This is a genomic window from Desulfothermus sp. (genome assembly GCF_053993635.1).
Map to the genome: position 1 here is coordinate 19,662 of NZ_JBMYBT010000008.1, position 21,412 is coordinate 41,073.

The window sequence follows — 21,412 nt, forward strand, 5'->3', positions numbered from 1 at the left end:
CACTTTGGGTATTAATTTTAGAAGGATATACAGATTTGCCTTTTGGAAGTGTGCTTTTATACTACATGAGCTTAATTTTTTTTTATTTTTTCCTTAAGGAATTTTTTAAATCTGAGAGTATTTTCTTTATAATTTTTTTATCGTTGATTTTTTTCCCAATACATTATGTGTCTATAATCACGATTGCTAAACTGTCAGATATCTATATTGACCCTCGTTTACTTTTTTCAATTAGTTTCAAAAATTTTATATCCTTTCCTATATTATGGTGGATTTATTCATTTTTATATAACAAATATTTCTTTGAAAAAGAGATATATCTGGTTTGAAATTAAATCGTTTACTATTTTATTAGGAAAAATATACTTTATGTATACTAAAAATGGAGAAGATATTGTCTATGGTAGGATAAAGATAGTATATGTCTGTATTTTTGTTTTGTTTTTAGTAATTATTATTCGACTATGGCATTTGCAAATATTTAAAGGGAACTATTATTATGTTTTATCGAAAAAAAATAGAATTAGATTTGCAGATATTTATGCTCCTCGTGGTATTATCTATGATAGACATCTGAGGATAGTTGCTCAGAATTTACCCGCCTATGCAGTAGGCATAATTAGGGAAGATTGTTATAAAGAAAGTAAATGTGAAGAATCTATAAAAAAGGTTTCATATTTTTTAAATAGAGATCTAGATGAATTAATGGAGACGTTTAATAGGGGGAAGAAAAAAGGTATAAAACCCTTTAACCCAATTATTATTTTAAGGGATCTTTCTTTTGAAGCTATATGTAAGATTGAAGTGAGATTAAGCGAACTTCCAGGCGTGGTGATAATTCCATATCCAACAAGGGTATATCCTTACGGTGAAATTGGGGCCCATGTGCTCGGATATGTGGGTGAACCATCAGAAAAGGATTTGATAAGGTTTCCTTATTTAAAGCCAGGGGATATTGTTGGAAAAGCAGGGGTTGAGAGGGTATTTGAAACAGAACTTAGAGGGATTAAGGGAAAGAAGAGATTGGAAGTGGATGCCTGGGGACGTACCTTATCTGAAAAAGTTGTTAAAAGAGGGAAACAGGGAAACTCATTAAAACTCGCCTTGGATTTTGATCTGGAGTCCTATATCTATAAGAGAATGGAAAATAAAACAGGTACATGTGTGGTGATGGATCCGTTTTCAGGGGATGTTCTGGCACTGGTTAGTGTGCCTAGTTTTGATCCCACAAAACTCTCTCATGGTATTTCAAAGAAAGAATGGATTAAACTGGTATCAAATAAATTTCATCCATTGCAGAATAGGGCTATTTCTTCTGCTTATCCCCCTGGTTCTGTTTTTAAATTAGTAGTTGCAATGTTGGCAATGAATAAATTTAAGGATATAAAAACACATAGGGAATATTGTCCTGGTTTTTATAAATTGGGGAATCGTGTATTTAGATGCTGGAAAAAATGGGGTCATGGCTGGGTCAATTTTAAAGAAGCAATAAAGCAGTCATGTGATGTTTATTTTTACAAACTAGGTGAAGAGCTAGGAATAGATGAGATCTCTCAGTTTGCCAAAAAGTGTGGTCTCGGCAAGAAGACAGAAATAAGTTTAATTGGAGAGAGCCCTGGTTTCATTCCAACAAGACAGTGGAAATTAAAGAGATTTCATGTGCCATGGCAAAAAGGCGAAACTTTAAATGTTTCAATTGGTCAGGGATATGTTTTAGTAACCCCAATTCAAATTGCAAGGTTAATTTGTTCAATTGTAAATGGAGGCAAGATATTAAAACCTAAGATTATCATGGAAAATAAGACTCCTATTTTAGGACAACTCCCTGTTAGACAAACTTATTTAAATGATCTTAAAAAAATTATGATTGCAACAGTTGAAGAAAAACACGGAACTGCAAATATTTTGAAAACAAAGGGAGTTGTTATTGGCGCCAAGACAGGAACGGCACAGGTAGTATCAATAAAATCAGATGAAGAAAGAGAAAAAGAGGTGGAAGAAATACCATACGAAAAAAGGGACCATGCGTGGATGGCTTCATTTGCCATTAAAAAAGACAGGTGTTATGTGGTGGTGTGTTTGGTGGAGCATGGGGGACATGGTGCTTCAGGCGCAGGTCCTGTTGTTAGGGATGTAATTAGATACTTATTTTCTCAAAAGTACAAAGATCATAATTGACAAAAATCTAGGAAAATAAAAGATGATTTCATTGGATAGGAGATTTTTTTCTCATTTTAATTGGAGTCTTTTAGGGATTATCCTTGTGCTTTTTACAGTGGGTGTTATAAATTTGTATTCTGCGAGTATCTTGAAATTAGAATCTGGAGTTAAATTAATACCCTATTTTAAGAAACAACTTATCTGGGGTGGTATGGGTTTTATTGGGTATATTCTTTTTTTGGTATTAGACTATAGAAAATTCAGGCAAATAGTGCTCCCTTTATATGTTATATCTGTAATTTTACTTATTTTGGTATTAGTCGTTGGAAAGACAAATTATGGGGCAACAAGATGGTTGAATCTTGGAGTTTTTAATTTTCAGCCAACTGAGCTAGTTAAATTAAGCGCTATATTGTGGACTGCAAATTATTTGTCAGAACATGTGGGACCTTTAGATATTAAGGACTGTATTAAGATCGGCGTAATTATGGGGATACCTGTACTACTTATTGTAAAACAGCCAGACCTTGGATCTGGTATTAACATTTTGCTTTTAGTTGGTGGTATGATGTTGTTTTACGGTATTAAAAAGAGGATTTTGATCTCTATTTTTATAATTGTGCCCTTACTTGTTCCAGTTGTCTGGAACCACATGCACGAATACCAAAAAGATAGGATAAGGGTTTTATTTAATTCTGAGAAATATAAAAATAACAAAGGATACAATATCATACAATCTAAGATTGCTGTGGGATCAGGTGGTTTTTGGGGAAAGGGTTTTTTGGAAGGTACCCAGAGTAAACTAAGATTTTTACCAGAAAAACATACAGATTTTGTCTTTGCTGTATTTGCAGAAGAGTGGGGCTTTGTTGGTTCTGTTTTTTTAGTTTTCTTGTGTTGCTTGTTTTTATACCAGATAGCCAGAGTAATAGAACAGGCAAAGGACAGTTTTGGAGTATATATTACTGTTGGTATATTTTTTTATTTTTTCTGGCAATTTTTTATAAACATGGGAATGGTACTTGGTATATTACCAGTGGTTGGAATTCCCCTCCCGTTTTTGAGTTATGGAGGTTCGTCGTTAATAGTCAATTTCTCTCTTCTTGGATTAGTATCCAATGTATCAATGAGAAGATTTGTATTTAAGGAATGATTCCTCTATTATTTTTTCAAAACTTTTTTTAGTGTGCAATTCATGATGAATTTCAACATCTAAATTCAAGGCATAAATCCTGAAATTTATGTGTTCATTTAATTTAACTGCATCTTTTTGTGTTGTTATTATTGCTGCCCTGTACTTTTGGGCTAAATTTTGCAGAAGAGATATGTCTTTTTTAGTATATTTATAGTGATCAGGATATTTAATAAATTTAATGGGCAATGTTCCAAAATAGTCTTTTACACTTTTATAAACCTTTTCAGGATTTCCTATTCCCACAACTAATATATATCTTTTAGGTATTTTATCAGGGATACAATTGGGATTTTTGACGTCAGAGATAGACCTTATCTTGGTGTTAAATAAAAAGATAGGCTTATTATAGCCCTTAAGTTTTTTATTTGCCAGGTACTTTATCTCTTGTTTTTTTTGACCTGTAGTGTTGACCATTAAGATATTGGCCCTTGTAATTGAGTTCTCTCCCTCTCGCCAGGGACCATATGGGATGACTCTATTCCAATTTTTGGTCAAATCATCTTTAGTAAATAAGACAATATCTAGATGTCTTTTTAATTTAACATACTGAAAACCATCGTCTAATATAGCTACATGAGGTTTAAATTTTTTCCACGCAAAAAATAACCCCCTCTCCCTTTTGGGATCCACCACAACATCTGCAAAGGGACAGAGCCTTTTTAACATAAGTGGTTCATCACCAGTAAAATATACTGGATCAGATTCCTTAACAGAGAAGGGGTATCTAGGAGGTCTGCCTTTATATCCTCTGGAAATGAGAACTGGCGAGATGTTTTTTTTGTGAAAAAAATTTAGGAGATATTCACAAATAGGTGTTTTCCCTGTCCCACCCCAACTAATGTTTCCCACACAAATGGTAAATACAGGAGGAGTTATTTGAGAAACTAAATTTGAGGCATAATACTTGTTTCTCACGGACATACCTAAAAGGTATATCCGTGAGAAAGGTTTTAAGATTCCTTTCATTTGAATTATTAGTCTCTGGAAGTCCCAAGAAATCTAAGCAAAAGCAAGAATAGATTTATGAAGTCCAAGTAGAGGGTGAGTGCACCTAAAATTGTTCCCTTTTGTAGAGTGGATTTTCTGTCCAAAGGGGCATTTTGTCCCATTTGTTTTAGTTTTTGGGTGTCATAGGCCGTGAGCCCTACAAATACAAGTATACCAATTACACTTATCACAAATTCCATCTGCGTTGAATGGAAGAACATATTTATTATCGAGGCAATAATTACTCCAATAAGTCCCATAAACAAAAAGCTTCCCCATGAGCTTAGATCTTTGGAAGTGGTGTATCCATAGATGGACATTGCCCCAAACATTCCACTACAAATAAAAAAGGTTTTCATTATAGAAGTCTGGGTGTAGATGAGGAAAATAGTGGACAGAGTTATACCATTTAGGCCGCTGTAAAGTATAAATAGTGCAGTTGCCACGTTTGCTGATAGCCTTGATATAGCACCGCTAATAGTAACTACTAAAACAAGTTCTCCTATTATAATACCAAGAAACAGAAGTTGGTTTTGCAAGAAAATTGATATTAAGGTGGGGCTAGATGAAACCATGTATGAAATATAGCCTGTAATCATAAGTCCAATGCTCATCCAGAGGTATACTCCCCTAATAAATGTGTTTGTTGCTACCTGGGTAGTGGTGTAAACTCTTGGCTGGTTCATAAATTCCTCCTATAGGGTATTGCAAGATGCTAAGCGTTAAATCCCCCAATATGTCTTGTGTCACAAAAATTTTTATAGACTACATTTGGAGGAGAGTCAAATGGAGTCTAATTATAATTTCAGATGCATCCTACTTCAATTAAATTTTTTTCAATTACAGGCAGATATTGGCATAGGTATTAATTTCTAAGTGCAGCGGGTGCAAATTAGTATCTTTACATTTTAGACTAAGCTTTTCTCTTTAAGCTTTTCTCTTTAAAAACGTGAAAAAAATTTACGTTTTTTAGAGGAGCTTAAATCATTGCAAGTTCTTGAGTTATGTATATGAAACAGCTTTTATCTGAGGAGAAAAAAAGAGATAGCAAGACAGGGAAAGAAAAGTGGGTAAAGGTCAATAGAGAGAACCATGCCCTTGATTGTGAAATCTATGCAATGGCTTGTGTTGATGCAGAATGCCTGGGTGGAATTGAGGTTTTGAGTAAACCAATGCAAATGGAGACAAAAAACAGGCAAGAGGCTAGCCCCAGAACAGCGAATAAAGCTGGGGCATTAGTTACACACCAAACATGGCTTGGGAGAACTACAAATTGGCTTTAAATATGACTTTTGAAGAAGTTTGTGAAAAGCTCAGAACAAGAGAGCTAATTGAAGTGTCTATCCTCGCAAGAAAAATGAATAGAAGCGAGGAGACTATTAGGAGATGGATTAAAGAAGACAAACTGGAAGGCCTAAAAATAGGCGGAAGGTGGTTTGTAAAAAAGAAAAGTTTGGAAAGAGTGACTGAAGCTTGAAAAATAATAATGCATAAAATATAATTTTAAAAACACTTGCTTTTTTTTTGAAAAAAATTTAACTTCTGGGTTAAGTTGAATGTACTTGTTTTTAATAGAGAATGAAATATGGAAAATATATGGAATTGGTTCAAGTGCTGATAGGTGTGAAGTTCTAGAAGGGATGGAGTTTTTGAGTCAAAATTTTGAAAGAGATGTAGTAAAAATGGTTGCTATTTTAGACAGGGCAGCAAAGACTCCCGAAGGTCCAAGATGTTTCCCAACTGAAATTTCTCATCAAGTGGATAAAGAGAATAGCATTTGGCAGTTTACATCTGGCAGGTTACGTTTATTATGGTTTTATGATGAAGGGAGGGTTATTATATGCACTAACATTTTTATAAAAAAAGGACAAAAAACACCACGAAAAGAGAAGGAGCGGGCAATCAAATTAAAGCAACAGTATTTTACTGCTAAAAGAAATGATAAATTAATAGTTATAGACGATGAGGACTAACGATGAAAAAGATAAAAAAAATCAAAAATTTTTTTAAAGAGATTAAAAAAACTGATTCTTATATAGCTGAGCAAACAAAATTAGATTTTATAGTCCAGATATACAAACTGATGCAAGAATCTAACATAACACAGAAAGAATTTGCTAGAAAATTAGGTGTTACCGAAGCATATGTTTCTAGAATACTTAGGGGAAATATAAACTTCACAATTGATACAATGGTAAAATTAACAAGAGCGCTTAATTCCAATCTACATATAAAGGTTGTTCCTGTCTATCAAGATGTTAAATGGTTTTCGGTGATAAAAAATAAGGATATACAAAAAACAAAAGAAAAGTCATATTATATACCTAACCCTGAATTAAATAATATAATAGAGGAAGTCGATGGCCCCATTGCAGCTTAAAAGCTATTTTTTTACAGATATATCAATTAAGGTGAATCCAGACTTTAATTCTAATATAGATAATCCCGACTTAGGGGAATTAGGATTAAATGTCTCAGTTACTTCCAGTGAGCAAGAAGAAAATTTATTTCAAGTTGATCTTGAAATTAGGATAGAACCAAAAGAGGATAAAAATATTTTCCCTTATCAAATTAAGCTGGTAACAGTGGGCATATTTGAAATTAGTCCAAAATGGCCAAAAGAAAAAGTTATGGATCTGCTGAAGATTACAGGAGCATCTATTCTCTACAGTGCAGCTAGAGAATTCCTTTTAATTATAACTTCAAGATTACCCTGGAAGCCAGTTATGTTACCCACTGTTTCTTTTGCCTATCTTAAAAATAAGTCCTCTCGATAGAAGAAAAAAATTTAAGATCCCATAGACTTTCCGACTCCGCAATTTTGCCGAGCCCTCGCTACTTTAAGCTTTTCTCTTTAAAAACGTGAAAAAAATTTACGTTTTTTAGAGGAGCTTAAATCATTGCAAGTTCTTGAGTTATACATTTTGTTATGAATGTTATTTAATTGACTGGGATGAGTTGTATTGTGATGAAATGGAAGGGAGAGGCTGGTTTGAAGGATGTTGTATACCTAATTCAGAGGAAACATCCACACCAATAAATAAGCATGTTCCCTCTGCTCTATGGTGGAGCTGGAGCACGTAAAGATACGGATAACATTTTAACGATTAATGAAGATGGAACAATTGAGTTATGGATCAATGACCGAACTTATGAGCTCACAGAGAATGTAACCGAGCAGATTATTGAACAACTAGGGCTTGTAAATATAGGGATTATTTTTTTTACCAGAAATGTATTTACATTTTGGGAGTAAAAATTGGGTACAAGCTGGGTGCATATTGGGTGCAAAAATGCGCCAAATTGACCCTAAATTCTCTTATTTACTTTTTTTTAAAAATCATATATATCCTTGAATGTATTGATTTTGCCGGCATAGCTCAGTGGTAGAGCAGCTGATTCGTAATCAGCAGGTCAGGGGTTCAAATCCCCTTGCCGGCTTTTTTATTCATTCTTCTTCAAATGCCTGTACTTCGTATATAAAAATCTCAATATCATCATCCATCCACCCTGTTGGAGAAAGGCCAGCTTTCATTGATAAATGGGTCAAAAAGTCCCTTTTATCTGGTAATTGCTCCCATACTTGAGGTAAAAAGGTGGCCTGATAAAATCCTTTTTTTAAGATCACTCCATGTTTATTTGGCTTGAGTTTGTTTAAGAGTTCCTGATACCCGTTAAAATGTAAAGGGGTAGGATTTGTTAAAACTGAAACCTCTATTTTTATTTCAGGATATTCTATCTGAGATAGGGGAGGGAATCTGGGGTCATTAAATGCTGCATTAACTGCATTTTCTTTAACACCTTTAATAAGGGGTAAAATAGGTTGGATGTGGCCAATACACCCCCTTAAATTTCCCCTTTTATTTAAAGTTACAAACACTCCCCTTTTTTCTTGAAAGACTTCTTTATTTAGATCTTGTTCTGAAATTTCCTGGTTTGATTTGCCAAATAGCCTTTCTTCAATTGCACCTCTAGCCAATTTTAGGAGTATTTTCCCCTCATCTTCAGTTAGTTTTTTGAATTCTCCCATCTAAAATACCTCCGAAAGAAAGTTTATTAGTTCTCTGTGAAATGTGTCAGGATCTTTTAAATAACAGGGATGAGGTCCATCTTTGATCACAACGAGTTTGGAATTTGGGATATTCTCTTTTAAAAAATGTGCATATTTAATTGGTGCTAGGTCATCTTTTTCTCCCCACACAATCAATGTGGGAACACTAAGCTCTTTTATTCTAGGGGCATTCTCTTCAATTCCTACGGTTCCAACCAATACCAGTCCTTTGGGGATGTCTTTGTATTTAAAATAAAAGTTCAAAGTTATTCTTCCGCCCATAGAAGGCCCAAGAATCACTGGTGTTTCAATATTTAGTTTTTTTATAACATTGTATAGAACATCTATCTGTTCCATTAAGCAATAAGGGGATTCCCCAAATCCAGGCATGTCCATTGCTACAACCCTATATCCTGCGTTGGCCAGGGCTTCAATTGTACCCAAGTCCTTCCAGGTCTGGGCCTTAAATTTTGCCCCATGTAAAAGGACTATACAGTTATCTGCCTCACTGCCTGCAGAAAGTGTATTAATTTTGCAATCTTCTATCTCTACATATTTTTTTTCTATATCCATAAATTCCTCCTTTTTTTTGTGTTAATCATTTTCTTTACTTAGTCAAAATTGTGCTGTATAAAATCTTCTACCCGTGAATTATAAGTTTATTCATCGGGTTAGTCAAAGGATAAAAGGGAAATTTGGGGTTATTATTATTTATCTCAAAAACAAATGGGGAGATGTTATGGCTGAGATTAAAAAGGTATTATGTGCAATTGACTTTGGTCCAATGACATCAAAAATTGTAGACTATGCCAAGACAATGTGTAATTGTTTAAATTCAAAAATTTATCTTATTTATGTGGTACATTCTTTAGATGTCATTGAACAATTTTCAGTACCCAAAAGTTACAGAGAAGAATATGAAAAACAGATGATAGACCAGGCCAAGGCAAAGGCTCAGGAATTAAAAGAGAAATTTTTTCAAGATAGGGATGTTGAATTTGTCTTAAAATCAGGAAACCCAGCCAAAGAAATCCTATCTTTTATGGATTCTGAAAAAATAGATATGGTGGTAATTGGGGCCATAAATAAAAAAGATATTGGGGAATTTTTATTTGGATCTGTTGGAGAAAAGGTAATAAAATTGTCCAAGGTTCCTGTGGTAGTGATAAAATAATTTTCATGTGCGTTTTTAATAACTTTTAGGCCAAATAGTTTATTTAAAGGAGCCTTCGAGGTGAGTATTTTAATAAAGGAAGTATTTTTAAATAAAGAGATAGTTGATGTATATATTGAGAATGGTATATTTAAAAAAATAGGAAAATCCCTTAATGTTGAAGCTGATCAGGTGATTTCAGGTAAAGATAGGGCAATAATTCCTTCTTTTTTTAATGTACATACCCATGCTGCAATGACCCTTTTAAGGGGATATGCCGATGATATGGATCTCCATACGTGGCTCAATAATCACATTTGGCCATTTGAGAGAAAATTGACACCAGATGACGTTTACATAGGTACCAAACTGGCCTGCCTTGAGATGATAAAGACGGGAACTACGTTTTTTTGTGATATGTACTGGCATGTTGAGGCAATTGCCCAGGCCGTGGATGAGATGGGGATTAGAGCTGCCATATCATCTGCATATGTGGATTTTGAGGATCCAAAGAAAGGAGAATATTTTCAGAAAAAAAATAGAGAATTCTTTTATTCCCCTCCAAAGGTATCTTCAAGGGTAATGTTTATTATGGGTCCCCACGCAATTTATACTGTTTCAAAGGCTTCCCTTGAGTGGATTAGAGATTTTGCCCAAGATATGGGGCTCTTTGTCAATATCCACGTTGCCGAGACAAAAAAAGAAATGGAAGATTGCAAAAAAATTAGGGGGACTACTCCTGTTAAGTATCTAGATGATATTGGATTTTTGAATGAGAGATGTATCCTTGCCCATGTTATCTGGGTGGATGAAGAGGAGATAGAGATATTAAAAAATAGAAATGTCAAAATAGCCCATGTGCCAACTTCAAATATGAAACTGGCCTCAGGCTCCTTTAAATTTGATGAATTTATAAATCAAGGAATAATAGTTGGGATAGGCACAGATGGTTGTGCCTCAAATAATAACCTGGATATGCTGGAGGAGATGAAAATCGCTGCATTAAGGGCAAAGATGGCATCAAATAGTCCCACATCTGGGAAAAGTGATGATATATTTAGGTGTGCTACAAAAAATGGAGCCATGATTTTTAGTATAGATGCAGGAGAAATTAAAGAGGGGAAGGTTGCTGATTGTGTTTTAATAGATCTAAATCATCCCCAGATGGTCCCATGTCACAATTTGATTTCCAATTTAGTCTATGCAGCAAATGGAGATGTTGTGACAACAACTATTTGTAATGGCAAGATACTCATGCACAATAGATACGTAGAAGGTGAAGAAGAAATAATAAAAACAGCGAAGAAGCAGATAAAGTCTATACTTGATAGATTATAATCACTTACTCTCAAATAGAAGATTATTTTTTAAACTACGGTGTAACCATAAAGTGCCATAACACACCAGCTGCTATTGCGGATCCAATCACGCCTGCCACGTTAGGTGCCATAGCGTGCATGAGTAAGAAGTTGGTCTTGTCTTCTTCTTTGGCAACCATTTGCACCACCCTTGCAGAGTCTGGTACAGCTGAAACACCTGCAGCCCCAACCAGGGGGTTTATTTTATGTTTTACAAATAGGTTCAAAAATTTTGCAAAAAGAACACCTGATGCAGTTGCCACTGCAAAGGAGAATGCACCTAACATAAAGATATAGAGAGCTTTGGGGGTGAGAAAATAATCGGCCTGGGTGCTGGCTCCAACAGTAAAACCCAGGATTATGGTAACTGAGTCTATTAATGCAGTCCTTGCAGTTTGAGCAAGTCTTTCTGTCACTACGGCTTCTTTTAACAAATTACCTAAAAATAGCATGCTAAACAACGGAAGGGATGCTGGTGCCAGAAAGGTGGTGAGTAAGAAACCTACTATGGGAAAGATGGTTTTTTCTTTTTTTGGGACATCCCTTGGTTCTTCCATTCTGATTAATCTTTCTTTTTTGGTTGTTAAAAGCTTCATGATTGGTGGTTGTATTACAGGGACAAGGGCCATATAAGAATAGGCTGCAATGGATATTGGACCTAATAGATGGGGGGCTAATTTAGCTGTTAAAAATATAGATGTTGGGCCATCTGCTCCACCAATTATGCCTATTGAAGCAGCCTCTTGTGGCGAAAATCCTATGTAAAGTGCTCCAAGAAAAGTCAAAAATATTCCCGTCTGGGCAGCAGCCCCAAGGAGCATTAAAATGGGCCTTGCCAGCATGGTAGAAAAGTCGGTCATGGCTCCAATGCCAAGAAATATAAGGGGAGGATAAATCCCTTTAACTACTCCAAAATATAAATAATTTAAAACACTACCTTGATCATACACTGATATATTGACACCAGCTACATGAGGCACGTTACCAACCAGGACACCAAAACCTATAGGGATCAATAAGAGGGGTTCATAGTGTTTGGCTACGCCTAAATAAATAAGAATTATTCCTACAATTATCATTAGAAAATACTTGAGGTTGATTAAAGCAAAGCCAGTCGTAGCCATATAATCGAATATGTGATGCATAATAACTCCATTTTAAGGATTTATGGGTTAGACTATCCTGTTGTGATGTCTTCTTCTCTCCAATAGTACCTGCCTTTATCTATTGGGATAATGATCCCATTGTCTATAAGAATTTTTATAGTGGGCTTTGAAATAGCCAGATTTCTTTTTTTTGCAAGCTCGAGGAGTTGAGATAGACTAAATTCTTCTCCAATAAATTTTGCTAAAATATATAATTGTTTTGCCTCCTCAACAGCTGAGGGTGGACTGTTTTTTAATAATCTAAAACCAGGAAAGGGTTCTTTGTTTTTAAAAAAATTAAATTTAGTAAAAAGTCCAGATCTATTTTCCCATAATAGAATTACCTTATGTAATTCTGATAAAATCACAAAAAGACCGAATAACCCTAAAAACACTGTTATTATACCCACCACAGTAACAGACAGGCCATGGGCTGAGTTTATTGCCTCAAGTCCTCTTAAGTTCATATTATTAATTTCCCCCTAAATTCTTCCAGGCTATTTATATTTAAATTGTTTGCCATTATATGCAGACTATCTACTATTTCAAAACTAAGGGCTGGATTAGTGAAGTTTGCAGAACCAATCTGTACAGCATGGGCACCAACTAAGATAAACTCAAATACATCTTCCACACTGGATATTCCTCCAATGCCTATAACAGGTATATTGACAACTTGCACTACCTCATAAACCATTCTAAGAGCTATGGGTTTTATGGCAGGTCCAGATAATCCCCCAATGACATTTGTTAGTTTAGGTCTTCTCTTGTAAATATCCACTGCCATTGCTGGTATGGTATTTATTAGGGATATTGCATCTGCTCCTGCTAGTTCTATAGCTTTTGCTATTTTTTTTATGTCTGATACATTGGGACTGAGTTTTACTATTACAACTTTTGAACCTGCATGTCTTTTGACTGCTTCACACACCATTGCAGCACTTTTTTCGTCTTGTCCAAATTGTATCCCTCCTTGTTTTACATTGGGGCAAGAAATGTTCACTTCAAGTGCTCCAATTTCTTCCCTTTCTGAAGTTATTTTACTCAATGTCTCAAAATCTTTAATATTTTCTCCATATAGATTTACAATTATTGGGGTCTGTTTGTATGGGAGTTTAGGCAATATATCTTGTATAAAGGCGTTTATCCCTATGTTTTCTAGACCAATGGAATTTAGCATCCCACAGGGTGTCTCTGCGATTCTATCTCCCATATTTCCCTGTCTTGGATTTATAGATAACCCCTTTACTACAATACCACCAAGTTTTTTTAAATCCCCAAATGTTTTATACTCAATGCCATATCCAAATGTGCCAGATGCAGTTAAGATAGGATTTTTTAACTCAAGACCTCCAATTTTTACTGAAAAATCCATTAGTAAAACCCCTTTTTTTATACCTTTGGGAGCTTAAAATCCTCTGTGTTCACAAAAAGTTGTGAGATCTTCACATCTAAATACTGGCCCATGCTTGCAGACCTGGAAGTTTTTATTAGAAGTACCAGGAATTGAACAGCCAAGACAGACCCCTATGCCACAAGCCATAGGCCTTTCCAAGGAAATTTGAAGCTGTGTCTTTTTGGATGTGCATACTGTGTGGACCATGTCTAGAAATGGATGTGGTCCACAGGCAAAAATTTGTCCATCAGCTGAATATCCTTCAATTTTTACTTGAATTGCCTTTTTTAGGCGTAAAAGATCCCTTTCACTTCTATCCCTTATTGTCCATATTAATATTTTTCTTGAGATATTTTTTAGGGGGTAACAGGATAAGTTTTTTCTGTGGCCAAAGATGATCTCAATGTTTTCTGGATAGGGATGGTTTTTGATTAGCCCCAAAAAAGGGGCTATCCCCATTCCGCCTGCAAGGATGAGTATAGGTAATGACTCGTCTATTTCAAATCCATTACCCAGTGGACCCCAAACCTTTACCGCGTCGTTTGGTTTTAACTCAGCTAATTTTTTTGTCCCCCTGCCCTTTACCTGAAAAAATATCTCTAGCTTTTCTTCATCTAAGTTGGATATGGAAAAAGGCCTGGGAAGAAAGGGATCATACCCCCATGATATGGGCCTTATCATGATGAATTGGCCAGTTTTATATTTCCATTTTGGAGAACAAAGCCTTAAGATGAAAAATTCTTTTCCATCTAATGGCACCAATTCTAATACGCGCAGATCAATGCACTCTATATTCTTCATGGATCCTCCCTAAGAAGCTGGGCTGCAAGGGCTTTACCTTGTGGACCTCCTCCTGCCATTCGAGAAAGTTCTTCAAAAATTTCATCTCCAACTAAGGTCTCACACCTACTTATAGTCTGCGAGCTATTGACCTCTTTTTGTACCCTGAAATGTCTGTGCGCTAAGCATGCCAATTGTGGCCAGTGTGTCACTAATATTATTTGTTGTTTTTTAGATAGTTGTTTTAACTTACTTGCCACCTTATTTAAGGTGAGTCCGCCAATACCTGTATCAATTTCGTCAAATATAAGGGTTGGCAACTGCTCTGTTGTAGTTGTTACAATGGCCAGAAAAAGCCTTGATAATTCCCCACCTGAAACAGTCTGTTCAATGGGTTGCATCTGGTGACCTGGATTTGGACTCCACACAATCCTTGCCCTTTTTTCCTCTATTTTGTCTAACAATTCAACTGAAAAAAAATCAAACTCAATTTGAATATTTTTATGAAAGCCAAGTTCAACTAGTTCTCTTTTTAATTTTTTTTCTAATTTTTTTGCTGCATCTAACCTTAAATTGTTAATGGAGCTTATTATATTTTTCAACTGGTATAAATAGGTTTGTCTGATTTTGTCTAATTTTTTGATCTCAAGCTCTAATTCATCCCTTTTGGAAATTTTATTTTCAAGAATTTCCTTTAAGTTGATGATTTCATCCAGGGACTTGTTTAACTTTCTTTTTAATTGTTCGATTTCAAATAAACGAGATTCTATATTTTCCAGCTCAGCTACCTGTTCAAGCCCAATTGGATAGGATTTGAGTTTTGTTTCTAGGTCAACTATTGTGTCTTTTGCCTGTTCTAAAGGATCTATAAAACCTTCAAAATCTGAATCAAGAGAAGTGATGTCTTTTGTTATGCCTATTAACGCAATCAATTGGTCCAGGAGGGGGGATGATTCTGAATCAATTATTTGAAGACAACTGTCTATTTTCTCTTTTAATTTTGCACTATTTTTAAGCTCTTCCCTTTTTTTTAATAATACTTCATCTTCTTTTGGCTCTGGAGATATCCTTTGGATTTCTTTTAACTGATATTCCAAAAAATCTTTTTGAGAATCTATCTCTGTTATCTGTTCCCTGATATCAAAAATTTTCTCTTGGACCTCTTTTATCTTTTTGGTTAAGTAGTCTTTTTTTTGAATCAATTCTAAAGGTAGATGTTCATCTAAGAGTTTTGTGTGATATTCTGGTCTAAGCAGCTTGTGCTGCTCATGTTGAGATGTGTATATTATTAGCTTGTTTCTGAGCTCTAAGACCTTATTTTTTGAACTGAGATTGTCATTTATATACACTCTGCTTCGACCTGAGTTGTGCGTGATTTCACGTCTAATTATGATTTCTTCTTTTTCATGAGAAAAAATAGCCTCTACATATGCCTTATCTTTTCCCTGTCTTACAATTTTCCAGGGTAAGTTTTCACCAAGGAGAAAGTCCAATGCCTTTAAAATAATAGACTTTCCTGCCCCACTTTCTCCAGTTATAACGTTTAGGCCCCTGGAAAATTCTAGTTCTGCGTCTTGGATTAGTGCGAGATTTTTGATTCTTAGAAACTCTAACATGTTCTATTTACTTAATTTATCTCATTTTAGAAACTTTATTTACAAAGTTTATAAACTTTTTTCAAAAAGAATTCAAATTATTTGTCCAGAGGACGAAACTTAAGTAATGGTATATTATGCTCAAAAAAATATTGACACAGATCTAAAATTAGGGCAAAAATAGCCCTGTTAAAGGGGCCGTAGCTCAGTTGGGAGAGCGCTTGAATGGCATTCAAGAGGTCAGGGGTTCAATTCCCCTCGGCTCCATAAAAAGGACCAGGTAATATATCTGGTCCTTTTTTTTATGTGTTTTTTTGCATAAGCCATCAAGTTTAATTTAAATCCAAGTTTCTCAAGTCAGGCACAAAAAAATTTACAAAATTTTTGTTGATTTTGTTATATAACTAAAGTAAGTAATTACTTACTTTGTGGGAGATAAGTTATGGAAAAAACCAGTACAAGAGATAGAATAATAGAAGCAGCCTACACCTTGTTTTCAGAAAAAGGGTATCATGGGACCAGCACAAGGGAGATTGCCAATGCCGCATCGGTTTCAGAAGTAACTCTTTTTAGAAATTTTGGGAGTAAGGAGTTGTTATTTGAAGAGGTGTTAAAAAATAAATCAATTATTCCCGATTTATTGGATGCCACTAAGGATGTAGAACAATATAATCTAAATGATGTACTGTTATCTCTGGCAAAAAGATTTTATTATACTATGGTATCAAAAAAGAAATTTATAATGATAACATTGTCAGAAATAAATCAATATTCAGAAAAAATTATTGATATTTATGAGAAAATTATAACCCAAATAGACGAATTGTTCGTAAAAATTTTGTTAAAATACAAATCTGATAATACAAATTCTGATTTAATGATCATTTCCATGGCATTTAGGGGAATGATCTTTGACTTGTTTTTAGTCAATGAAATTTTATTAAGAAAGAACATTGCAGAATCCGAAATTAATGATATACTTTCCTCATATGTAAAAATAATTTTAAATTCAATAAATAAATAGGTCTCATGGAGGTTTTTTTATGAAAAAGAGATATATTTTGCCATTTGTTTTTATATTTATGTTGATGTTAATTGGATGTAAGGAAAATAAAAAAACTCCATCTAAGATGCAAATGAGACTCCCTGTGGTATCATATATATTAATAAAAAAGCAACGTGTTACTTTAACAAAAGAGTTGCCAGGAAGGGTTGCCTCGTATAAAACTGCTAAAATAATCCCACAGGTAAGTGGAACTATATTAAAAAGGGTCTTTAAGGAAGGTTCTTATGTAAAAAAAGGAGATCTTTTGTATATCATCGATCCAAGGCTATATGAGGCTGCCCTTGAAAGTGTTCAATCGGCTTTAAAGGCAGCTCAAGTAAAGCTTCCTGCATTATCAAAACAAGTAAAGAGATATTCAGTACTTGTAAAAACTAACTCTATTAGTAAACAGGTATATGATGATACCAAGGCTGCTTTAGATAATTTAAAGGCAAATATAGAACTATATAAAGCAAAGATAAGATCTGCAAAGATCAATTTGGATTATTGTTATATCAAAGCGCCTATAGATGGGATAATAGGTCGCTCATATATAACAGAGGGACAGGTTGTTTATGCATATCAACCAAATCCTTTGGCAATAATTCAACACTTTGATTCAGTTTATGTGGATGTGTCAATCTCCACAGAAGAATTATATGAACTGAAAAAAGAGAGGGCATCAAAATTGATAAATTTCACTCCTGATATGGACAAAAATGTACAGCTTATTTTTGAAGATAATTCTATTTATCCAGAGAAAGGAATTTTAGAATTTAATGAGGTCACTGTAGATCAGACCACTGGATCTGTTACTTTGAGGTTAAAGTTTCCAAATAAAAATAAGATACTGCTTCCCCAGATGTTTGTTAGGGCGAAGATTATTGAAGGTATTATGGAAAATGGGATTTTGGTTCCTGAAGAGGCTGTAAAGTTTGATACCAGGGGAAATCCCTATGTCTTTGTGGTGGATAATCAAAATAGCGCAGTTGTAAGGCCAATTGTCATTGATAGAAGCATTGGTAACAAGTGGCTGGTTCTATCAGGACTCAAGGAAAATGATAGGGTTATAGTAAAGGGGCTACAATATATAAGACCAGGAGTTCCAGTAAAGGCTGTTCTAGATACCCCTAATGCCAAAAGATAAGGGAATTTCCATAGGAGGATATAGATGATATCTCGTTTTTTTCTAAAAAGACCGGTTTTTGCCTGGGTGATAGCCATAGCAATCATGAGTTTTGGACTGCTGGGAATTAAATTTTTACCTGTATCTGAACACCCAGAACTGGCACCTCCTGTAATTGCGGTAGAGGCAATGTATCCTGGTGCTTCTGCTGAGACAGTAGAGAGTACTGTAACTCAGATTATAGAGCAAAAATTAACTGGATTGGACGGTCTTTGGTATATGAGTGCCAAATCAAGTTCTGCTGGGGTATCCAGGATTGAACTTACATTTGCTCCAGGAACCGATCCTGATATTGCATGGTCAAAGGTGCAAAACAAGGTCCAGCTTGCCCTTGCTAGCTTGCCTGAGACTGTTCAAAGACAGGGAGTAAAGGTAAGTAAATCAACCAAAAACTATTTACTCATTGTTGGACTCATATCAACTGATGGAAAATATAATGGTGATGATTTAAGGGACTATGCAAAGTCAAATATTGAAAAGGTCCTGGCAAGGATCCCAGGGGTGGGTGAAGTAGTAACTTTTGGAACAGAATATGCGATGAGGATCTGGTTAAATCCAGACAAATTAATAAAATATAATTTGACTGTAGAAGACGTGATTGCTGCCCTTAAAATATATAATGTAGAAGTTTCTGCAGGACAATTCGGTGGTGCCCCCGAAGTCAAAGGACAAAAATTTAATGCATCAATTATTGTTCAGCACTATTTAAAGACTCCAGAAGAATTTTCCAAAATTCCCATAAGGATAAATAAAGATGGCTCAAGAATATTTATCAAGGATGTGGGACGTGTTGAGCTTGGAACAGAGTTTTATAATGTTCGGGAAACATACAATGGAAAACCTGCTGCAGCTTTAGCGGTTAGAAAGATGGCAGGTGCGAATTCTTTAAAAGTAGCAGAGCGCATAAAGAAAAAATTAAAAGAGATGAGTAAGTATTTCCCTAAAGGAGTTAAAGTTACCTATCCTTATGACACCACTCCTTTTACAAAAGCTGCCATTCATGAGGTTATAAAGACCTTATATGAAGCAGTTATACTGGTATTTATCGTTATGTTTGTATTTTTGGGAAGTTTTAGGGCAACCATAATTCCCACTATTGCAGTTCCTGTTGTTGTGCTTGGAACATTTGGCATAATCTGGGTGCTTGGCTTTTCTATAAACATGTTAACCATGTTTGCAATGGTTCTTGCCATAGGACTTTTAGTTGATGATGCTATTGTTGTTGTGGAAAATGTAGATAGGATTATGGAAGAAGAAGGTCTGCCTCCAATGGAGGCAGCTGCTAAATCAATGGATGAGATAACAGGAGCTCTGGTGGGTATTGGATTGGTCTTATCTGCTGTGTTTTTGCCAATGGCATTCTTTCCAGGTTCTACAGGAATTATTTACAGACAATTTTCAGTAACAATTGCAGCAGCGATGCTACTTTCTGTTGTAGTAGCCCTTGTGTTGACCCCTGTTTTATGTGGTAGTTTTTTAAGACCCTATCCAAAGGGGACTCCTACCTATGAGAGGACTTTTTTCATTTTTAAGCCGTTTTTAAAAGTTTTTGATAAGGTGTTAAAGAAGGGGAGAGAATTATACCTCTCAGTTGTAGGGTACACCCTGGGCAGAAAGATCAGGTTTATTATCATCTATGTAATAATTGTGGGTATAACTGGTTATTTATTTCTAAATATGAAAACTGGATATCTTCCAAATGAAGACCGTGGCATTTTGCTTATTCAGGCGATTTTACCTTCAGGCTCTAGCATGGAACAGACAGAAAAAGTCATGAAGCGAGTTGAAGAATATATCCATACACATGAGCAAAAGGCTGTTGAATCCACAGCATCAGTTGTTGGTTATTCTTTTGCAGGGCAGGCTCCAAATGTAGGACTTGGTTTTATTAAACTTAAAGATTGGAGCTTGAGAAAGGATAGGTCCCTGTCAGCCGAGGCTATAGTTGGAAGACTTATGAGAGAGTTTTCAAAATACAATGATGCAATGGTGTTTGCCTTTATGCCCCCTGCAATTATTGAACTTGGAAATGCAGCAGGATTTGATTTTGAGCTGTTGGATTATGGGGGAGTTGGATACCAAAAATTGCTCGAGGCGAGAAATCAGTTACTTTATATGGCATTTAAAGACCCAAGGCTTCTTCGCGTGAGGCCAAATGGATTTGATCCTGTTGTTCAATACAAAATAGATATAGATTGGGAAAAGGCAGGTGCTTTGAAGTTACCAATTACGTCCATTCACAACAACATAGCAGCAGCAATTGGTTCTGCTTATGTAAATGACTTTGTAAAAAATGGAAGGGTAAAGAAGGTGTATGTGCAGTTTGATGCACCATACAGGATGATGCCAAAGGACTTAAGAAAAATATATATAAGAAATTTAGAAGGCAAATTGGTTCCATTTTCAGCAATTGCAAAGGGTAGATGGATATATGGCCCTCAGCAGTTAGAGAGATATAATGGTTTTCCATCAATAAATATATGGGGAGAACCTGCACCAGGCTTTAGCACAGGTGATGCAATAAAAGAAATGGAAAATCTTGTAAGCAAGCTTCCAAAAGAATTTGGCTATGCATGGACAGGACTGTCTTATCAGGAAAAAATGGCAACAAGCCAAGGACCATTGGTGTATGGATTTGCACTCTTTGTAATATTTTTGGTCCTTGCTGCTTTGTATGAGAGCTGGCCAATTCCAATTGCAATACTACTTTCCATGCCCCTTGGTGTAATTGGTGGAATAATAGCAACAAATTGGAGAGGATTTGACAATGACGTATATTTTCAGGTTGGGCTTGTAACAGTACTTGGGCTTACCACCAAAAACGCAATATTGATTGTTCAGTTTGCAAGGGAGAGGGTAGAGGCAGGATATGATTTAATAAAGGCAGTTTTAGAGGCTGCCAGATTAAGACTTAGGCCAATACTTATGACTTCATTTGCATTTGGTATGGGAGTGCTTCCCCTTGCCTTATCCCATGGTCCAGGCTCTGGAGCTGAGAATGCAATTGGAACAGTTGTGCTTGGTGGTACAATATCATCTACATTTATTGCAGTGATTTTTATTCCCTTGTTTTATGTGATTATCTATAAACTGCTTGGAAAACGTAAAAAAGAAGTCAGTATAAAACATAGAATGGAACATCAGGAAGGAGAGGCATAAATGAAAAGAAATATAGCTGTAATAATTATGATATTAACCATTTTATGTAGCTGTTCTTTTATTCCAAAATACAAAAGACCTGCAATGCCAGTTGATAATAAATTCCTAAATAAAGGTATGTATAAAAATATTTCCTTTGGAAATGAAACTAGTGTACCAGAGATAAAGTGGCAGGACTTTATTAAGGATCCAAAATTAAAAC

21 protein-coding genes, 2 tRNA genes and 1 pseudogene are annotated in these 21,412 nt (G+C 35.2%); 15 read left to right on the top strand and 9 right to left on the bottom strand.

The annotated features are described in order from the left end of the window. Positions 1–369 precede the first annotated feature (369 nt). Together mrdA and rodA are read left to right on the top strand one after the other, a co-directional pair. Entirely contained in the window at positions 370–2,178 is a 1,809-nt protein-coding gene (gene mrdA / locus ACY2V1_RS00485; protein ID WP_461832831.1) for a penicillin-binding protein 2, read from the top strand. 22 nt (positions 2,179–2,200) lie between these two features. After that, positions 2,201–3,313 (top strand): rod shape-determining protein RodA, encoded by a 1,113-nt coding sequence (rodA, locus tag ACY2V1_RS00490; RefSeq protein WP_461832832.1) that lies wholly within the window; start codon positions 2,201–2,203, stop codon positions 3,311–3,313. Here the strand turns inward: rodA and lpxK are convergent. Both lpxK and ACY2V1_RS00500 read right to left on the bottom strand, forming a co-directional pair. Continuing rightward, a complete protein-coding gene (gene lpxK / locus ACY2V1_RS00495; protein WP_461832833.1) occupies positions 3,284–4,321 on the bottom strand; it encodes a tetraacyldisaccharide 4'-kinase in 1,038 nt (345 codons plus the stop codon). The two genes, rodA and lpxK, sit on opposite strands and share 30 nt — an antisense overlap. Before the next feature lie 8 nt (positions 4,322–4,329). Beyond that, on the bottom strand, positions 4,330–5,028 hold the full coding sequence (locus ACY2V1_RS00500; protein ID WP_461832834.1) for a Bax inhibitor-1/YccA family protein: 699 nt from the start codon (positions 5,026–5,028) through the stop codon (positions 4,330–4,332). 324 nt (positions 5,029–5,352) lie between these two features. On the opposite strand from ACY2V1_RS00500, the gene ACY2V1_RS00505 reads away from it, so the two are divergent. The 6 genes from ACY2V1_RS00505 to ACY2V1_RS00530 all read left to right on the top strand — a co-directional run bounded on the left by ACY2V1_RS00505 (position 5,353) and on the right by ACY2V1_RS00530 (position 7,783). Next, the gene (locus tag ACY2V1_RS00505; protein WP_461832835.1) at positions 5,353–5,625 is read left to right on the top strand and encodes a terminase gpA endonuclease subunit; all 273 of its coding nucleotides are present in this window, start codon (positions 5,353–5,355) and stop codon (positions 5,623–5,625) included. Beyond that, a complete protein-coding gene (locus ACY2V1_RS00510) occupies positions 5,616–5,819 on the top strand; it encodes a helix-turn-helix domain-containing protein (protein ID WP_461832836.1) in 204 nt (67 codons plus the stop codon). The genes ACY2V1_RS00505 and ACY2V1_RS00510 overlap by 10 nt, the downstream gene beginning before the upstream one ends. A gap of 79 nt (positions 5,820–5,898) precedes the next feature. Next, positions 5,899–6,315, top strand: a complete 417-nt coding sequence (locus ACY2V1_RS00515) for a type II toxin-antitoxin system RelE/ParE family toxin (RefSeq protein ID WP_461832837.1) — start codon at positions 5,899–5,901, stop codon at positions 6,313–6,315. A 2-nt stretch (positions 6,316–6,317) separates the two neighbouring features. Next, positions 6,318–6,722 (top strand): helix-turn-helix domain-containing protein, encoded by a 405-nt coding sequence (locus ACY2V1_RS00520; protein ID WP_461832838.1) that lies wholly within the window; start codon positions 6,318–6,320, stop codon positions 6,720–6,722. After that, positions 6,703–7,119, top strand: coding sequence for a protein-export chaperone SecB (locus tag ACY2V1_RS00525; RefSeq protein ID WP_461832839.1), 417 nt, complete (start codon positions 6,703–6,705; stop codon positions 7,117–7,119). Before ACY2V1_RS00520 ends, ACY2V1_RS00525 begins: the two co-directional genes overlap by 20 nt. A gap of 592 nt (positions 7,120–7,711) precedes the next feature. Then, positions 7,712–7,783 (top strand) — tRNA-Thr (locus tag ACY2V1_RS00530). A 7-nt stretch (positions 7,784–7,790) separates the two neighbouring features. Here ACY2V1_RS00530 and amrA read toward each other — a convergent pair. Together amrA and ACY2V1_RS00540 are read right to left on the bottom strand one after the other, a co-directional pair. Then, complete coding sequence (amrA, locus tag ACY2V1_RS00535; RefSeq protein WP_461832840.1) at positions 7,791–8,372, bottom strand: AmmeMemoRadiSam system protein A; 582 nt, start codon at positions 8,370–8,372, stop codon at positions 7,791–7,793. Continuing rightward, a complete protein-coding gene (locus tag ACY2V1_RS00540; protein ID WP_461832841.1) occupies positions 8,373–8,966 on the bottom strand; it encodes an alpha/beta fold hydrolase in 594 nt (197 codons plus the stop codon). A gap of 166 nt (positions 8,967–9,132) precedes the next feature. Here ACY2V1_RS00540 and ACY2V1_RS00545 point away from each other — a divergent pair, with 166 nt between their 5' ends. Beyond that, positions 9,133–9,567, top strand: a complete 435-nt coding sequence (locus ACY2V1_RS00545) for a universal stress protein (protein ID WP_461832842.1) — start codon at positions 9,133–9,135, stop codon at positions 9,565–9,567. 60 nt (positions 9,568–9,627) lie between these two features. Beyond that, a complete protein-coding gene (locus ACY2V1_RS00550) occupies positions 9,628–10,884 on the top strand; it encodes an amidohydrolase (RefSeq protein WP_461832843.1) in 1,257 nt (418 codons plus the stop codon). A gap of 34 nt (positions 10,885–10,918) precedes the next feature. Here ACY2V1_RS00550 and ACY2V1_RS00555 read toward each other — a convergent pair whose 3' ends face one another. From ACY2V1_RS00555 to ACY2V1_RS00575, 5 genes are read right to left on the bottom strand one after another with little or no spacing between them, the layout of a single operon-like run. Beyond that, positions 10,919–12,049, bottom strand: coding sequence for a sodium ion-translocating decarboxylase subunit beta (locus ACY2V1_RS00555; protein WP_461832844.1), 1,131 nt, complete (start codon positions 12,047–12,049; stop codon positions 10,919–10,921). A gap of 32 nt (positions 12,050–12,081) precedes the next feature. Beyond that, a complete protein-coding gene (locus tag ACY2V1_RS00560; protein WP_461832845.1) occupies positions 12,082–12,516 on the bottom strand; it encodes a hypothetical protein in 435 nt (144 codons plus the stop codon). Next, positions 12,513–13,424: a dihydroorotate dehydrogenase gene (locus tag ACY2V1_RS00565; protein ID WP_461832846.1), complete on the bottom strand. Its 912-nt coding sequence runs from the start codon at positions 13,422–13,424 to the stop codon at positions 12,513–12,515. Before ACY2V1_RS00565 ends, ACY2V1_RS00560 begins: the two co-directional genes overlap by 4 nt. 33 nt (positions 13,425–13,457) lie before the next feature. After that, the gene (locus ACY2V1_RS00570; RefSeq protein ID WP_461832847.1) at positions 13,458–14,246 is read right to left on the bottom strand and encodes an iron-sulfur cluster-binding protein; all 789 of its coding nucleotides are present in this window, start codon (positions 14,244–14,246) and stop codon (positions 13,458–13,460) included. Beyond that, positions 14,243–15,841, bottom strand: a complete 1,599-nt coding sequence (locus tag ACY2V1_RS00575) for a DNA repair protein RecN (RefSeq protein WP_461832848.1) — start codon at positions 15,839–15,841, stop codon at positions 14,243–14,245. The genes ACY2V1_RS00570 and ACY2V1_RS00575 overlap by 4 nt, the downstream gene beginning before the upstream one ends. A gap of 173 nt (positions 15,842–16,014) precedes the next feature. Here ACY2V1_RS00575 and ACY2V1_RS00580 point away from each other — a divergent pair. The 5 genes and pseudogenes from ACY2V1_RS00580 to ACY2V1_RS00600 form a co-directional block, all read left to right on the top strand. Then, positions 16,015–16,087, top strand: a tRNA-Ala gene (locus tag ACY2V1_RS00580). A gap of 175 nt (positions 16,088–16,262) precedes the next feature. Further along, on the top strand, positions 16,263–16,844 hold the full coding sequence (locus ACY2V1_RS00585; RefSeq protein WP_461832849.1) for a TetR/AcrR family transcriptional regulator: 582 nt from the start codon (positions 16,263–16,265) through the stop codon (positions 16,842–16,844). Between the two features lie 19 nt (positions 16,845–16,863). Beyond that, a complete protein-coding gene (locus ACY2V1_RS00590) occupies positions 16,864–18,012 on the top strand; it encodes an efflux RND transporter periplasmic adaptor subunit (protein WP_461832850.1) in 1,149 nt (382 codons plus the stop codon). Positions 18,013–18,036: 24 nt separating this feature from the next. Beyond that, the gene (locus tag ACY2V1_RS00595; RefSeq protein ID WP_461832851.1) at positions 18,037–21,210 is read left to right on the top strand and encodes an efflux RND transporter permease subunit; all 3,174 of its coding nucleotides are present in this window, start codon (positions 18,037–18,039) and stop codon (positions 21,208–21,210) included. Continuing rightward, positions 21,211–21,412, top strand: a pseudogene (locus tag ACY2V1_RS00600) (hypothetical protein); the annotation flags it as partial. It abuts the gene before it with no gap.

Excerpts from the sequence above, each read along its gene's own strand:
- ACY2V1_RS00560 (WP_461832845.1), bottom strand. The coding sequence starts at position 12,516 with ATGAACTTAAGAGGACTTGAGGCAATAAACTCAGCCCATGGCCTGTCT.
- ACY2V1_RS00555 (WP_461832844.1), bottom strand. The coding sequence starts at position 12,049 with ATGCATCACATATTCGATTATATGGCTACGACTGGCTTTGCTTTAATC.
- ACY2V1_RS00575 (WP_461832848.1), bottom strand. The coding sequence starts at position 15,841 with ATGTTAGAGTTTCTAAGAATCAAAAATCTCGCACTAATCCAAGACGCA.
- ACY2V1_RS00540 (WP_461832841.1), bottom strand. The coding sequence starts at position 8,966 with ATGGATATAGAAAAAAAATATGTAGAGATAGAAGATTGCAAAATTAAT.
- ACY2V1_RS00520 (WP_461832838.1), top strand. The coding sequence starts at position 6,318 with ATGAAAAAGATAAAAAAAATCAAAAATTTTTTTAAAGAGATTAAAAAA.
- ACY2V1_RS00500 (WP_461832834.1), bottom strand. The coding sequence starts at position 5,028 with ATGAACCAGCCAAGAGTTTACACCACTACCCAGGTAGCAACAAACACA.
- ACY2V1_RS00595 (WP_461832851.1), top strand. The coding sequence starts at position 18,037 with ATGATATCTCGTTTTTTTCTAAAAAGACCGGTTTTTGCCTGGGTGATA.
- ACY2V1_RS00585 (WP_461832849.1), top strand. The coding sequence starts at position 16,263 with ATGGAAAAAACCAGTACAAGAGATAGAATAATAGAAGCAGCCTACACC.
- lpxK (WP_461832833.1), bottom strand. The coding sequence starts at position 4,321 with ATGAAAGGAATCTTAAAACCTTTCTCACGGATATACCTTTTAGGTATG.
- mrdA (WP_461832831.1), top strand. The coding sequence starts at position 370 with ATGTATACTAAAAATGGAGAAGATATTGTCTATGGTAGGATAAAGATA.
- ACY2V1_RS00565 (WP_461832846.1), bottom strand. The coding sequence starts at position 13,424 with ATGGATTTTTCAGTAAAAATTGGAGGTCTTGAGTTAAAAAATCCTATC.
- ACY2V1_RS00515 (WP_461832837.1), top strand. The coding sequence starts at position 5,899 with ATGTACTTGTTTTTAATAGAGAATGAAATATGGAAAATATATGGAATT.
- ACY2V1_RS00545 (WP_461832842.1), top strand. The coding sequence starts at position 9,133 with ATGGCTGAGATTAAAAAGGTATTATGTGCAATTGACTTTGGTCCAATG.
- ACY2V1_RS00570 (WP_461832847.1), bottom strand. The coding sequence starts at position 14,246 with ATGAAGAATATAGAGTGCATTGATCTGCGCGTATTAGAATTGGTGCCA.
- ACY2V1_RS00590 (WP_461832850.1), top strand. The coding sequence starts at position 16,864 with ATGAAAAAGAGATATATTTTGCCATTTGTTTTTATATTTATGTTGATG.
- ACY2V1_RS00525 (WP_461832839.1), top strand. The coding sequence starts at position 6,703 with ATGGCCCCATTGCAGCTTAAAAGCTATTTTTTTACAGATATATCAATT.
- ACY2V1_RS00505 (WP_461832835.1), top strand. The coding sequence starts at position 5,353 with ATGAAACAGCTTTTATCTGAGGAGAAAAAAAGAGATAGCAAGACAGGG.
- rodA (WP_461832832.1), top strand. The coding sequence starts at position 2,201 with ATGATTTCATTGGATAGGAGATTTTTTTCTCATTTTAATTGGAGTCTT.
- amrA (WP_461832840.1), bottom strand. The coding sequence starts at position 8,372 with ATGGGAGAATTCAAAAAACTAACTGAAGATGAGGGGAAAATACTCCTA.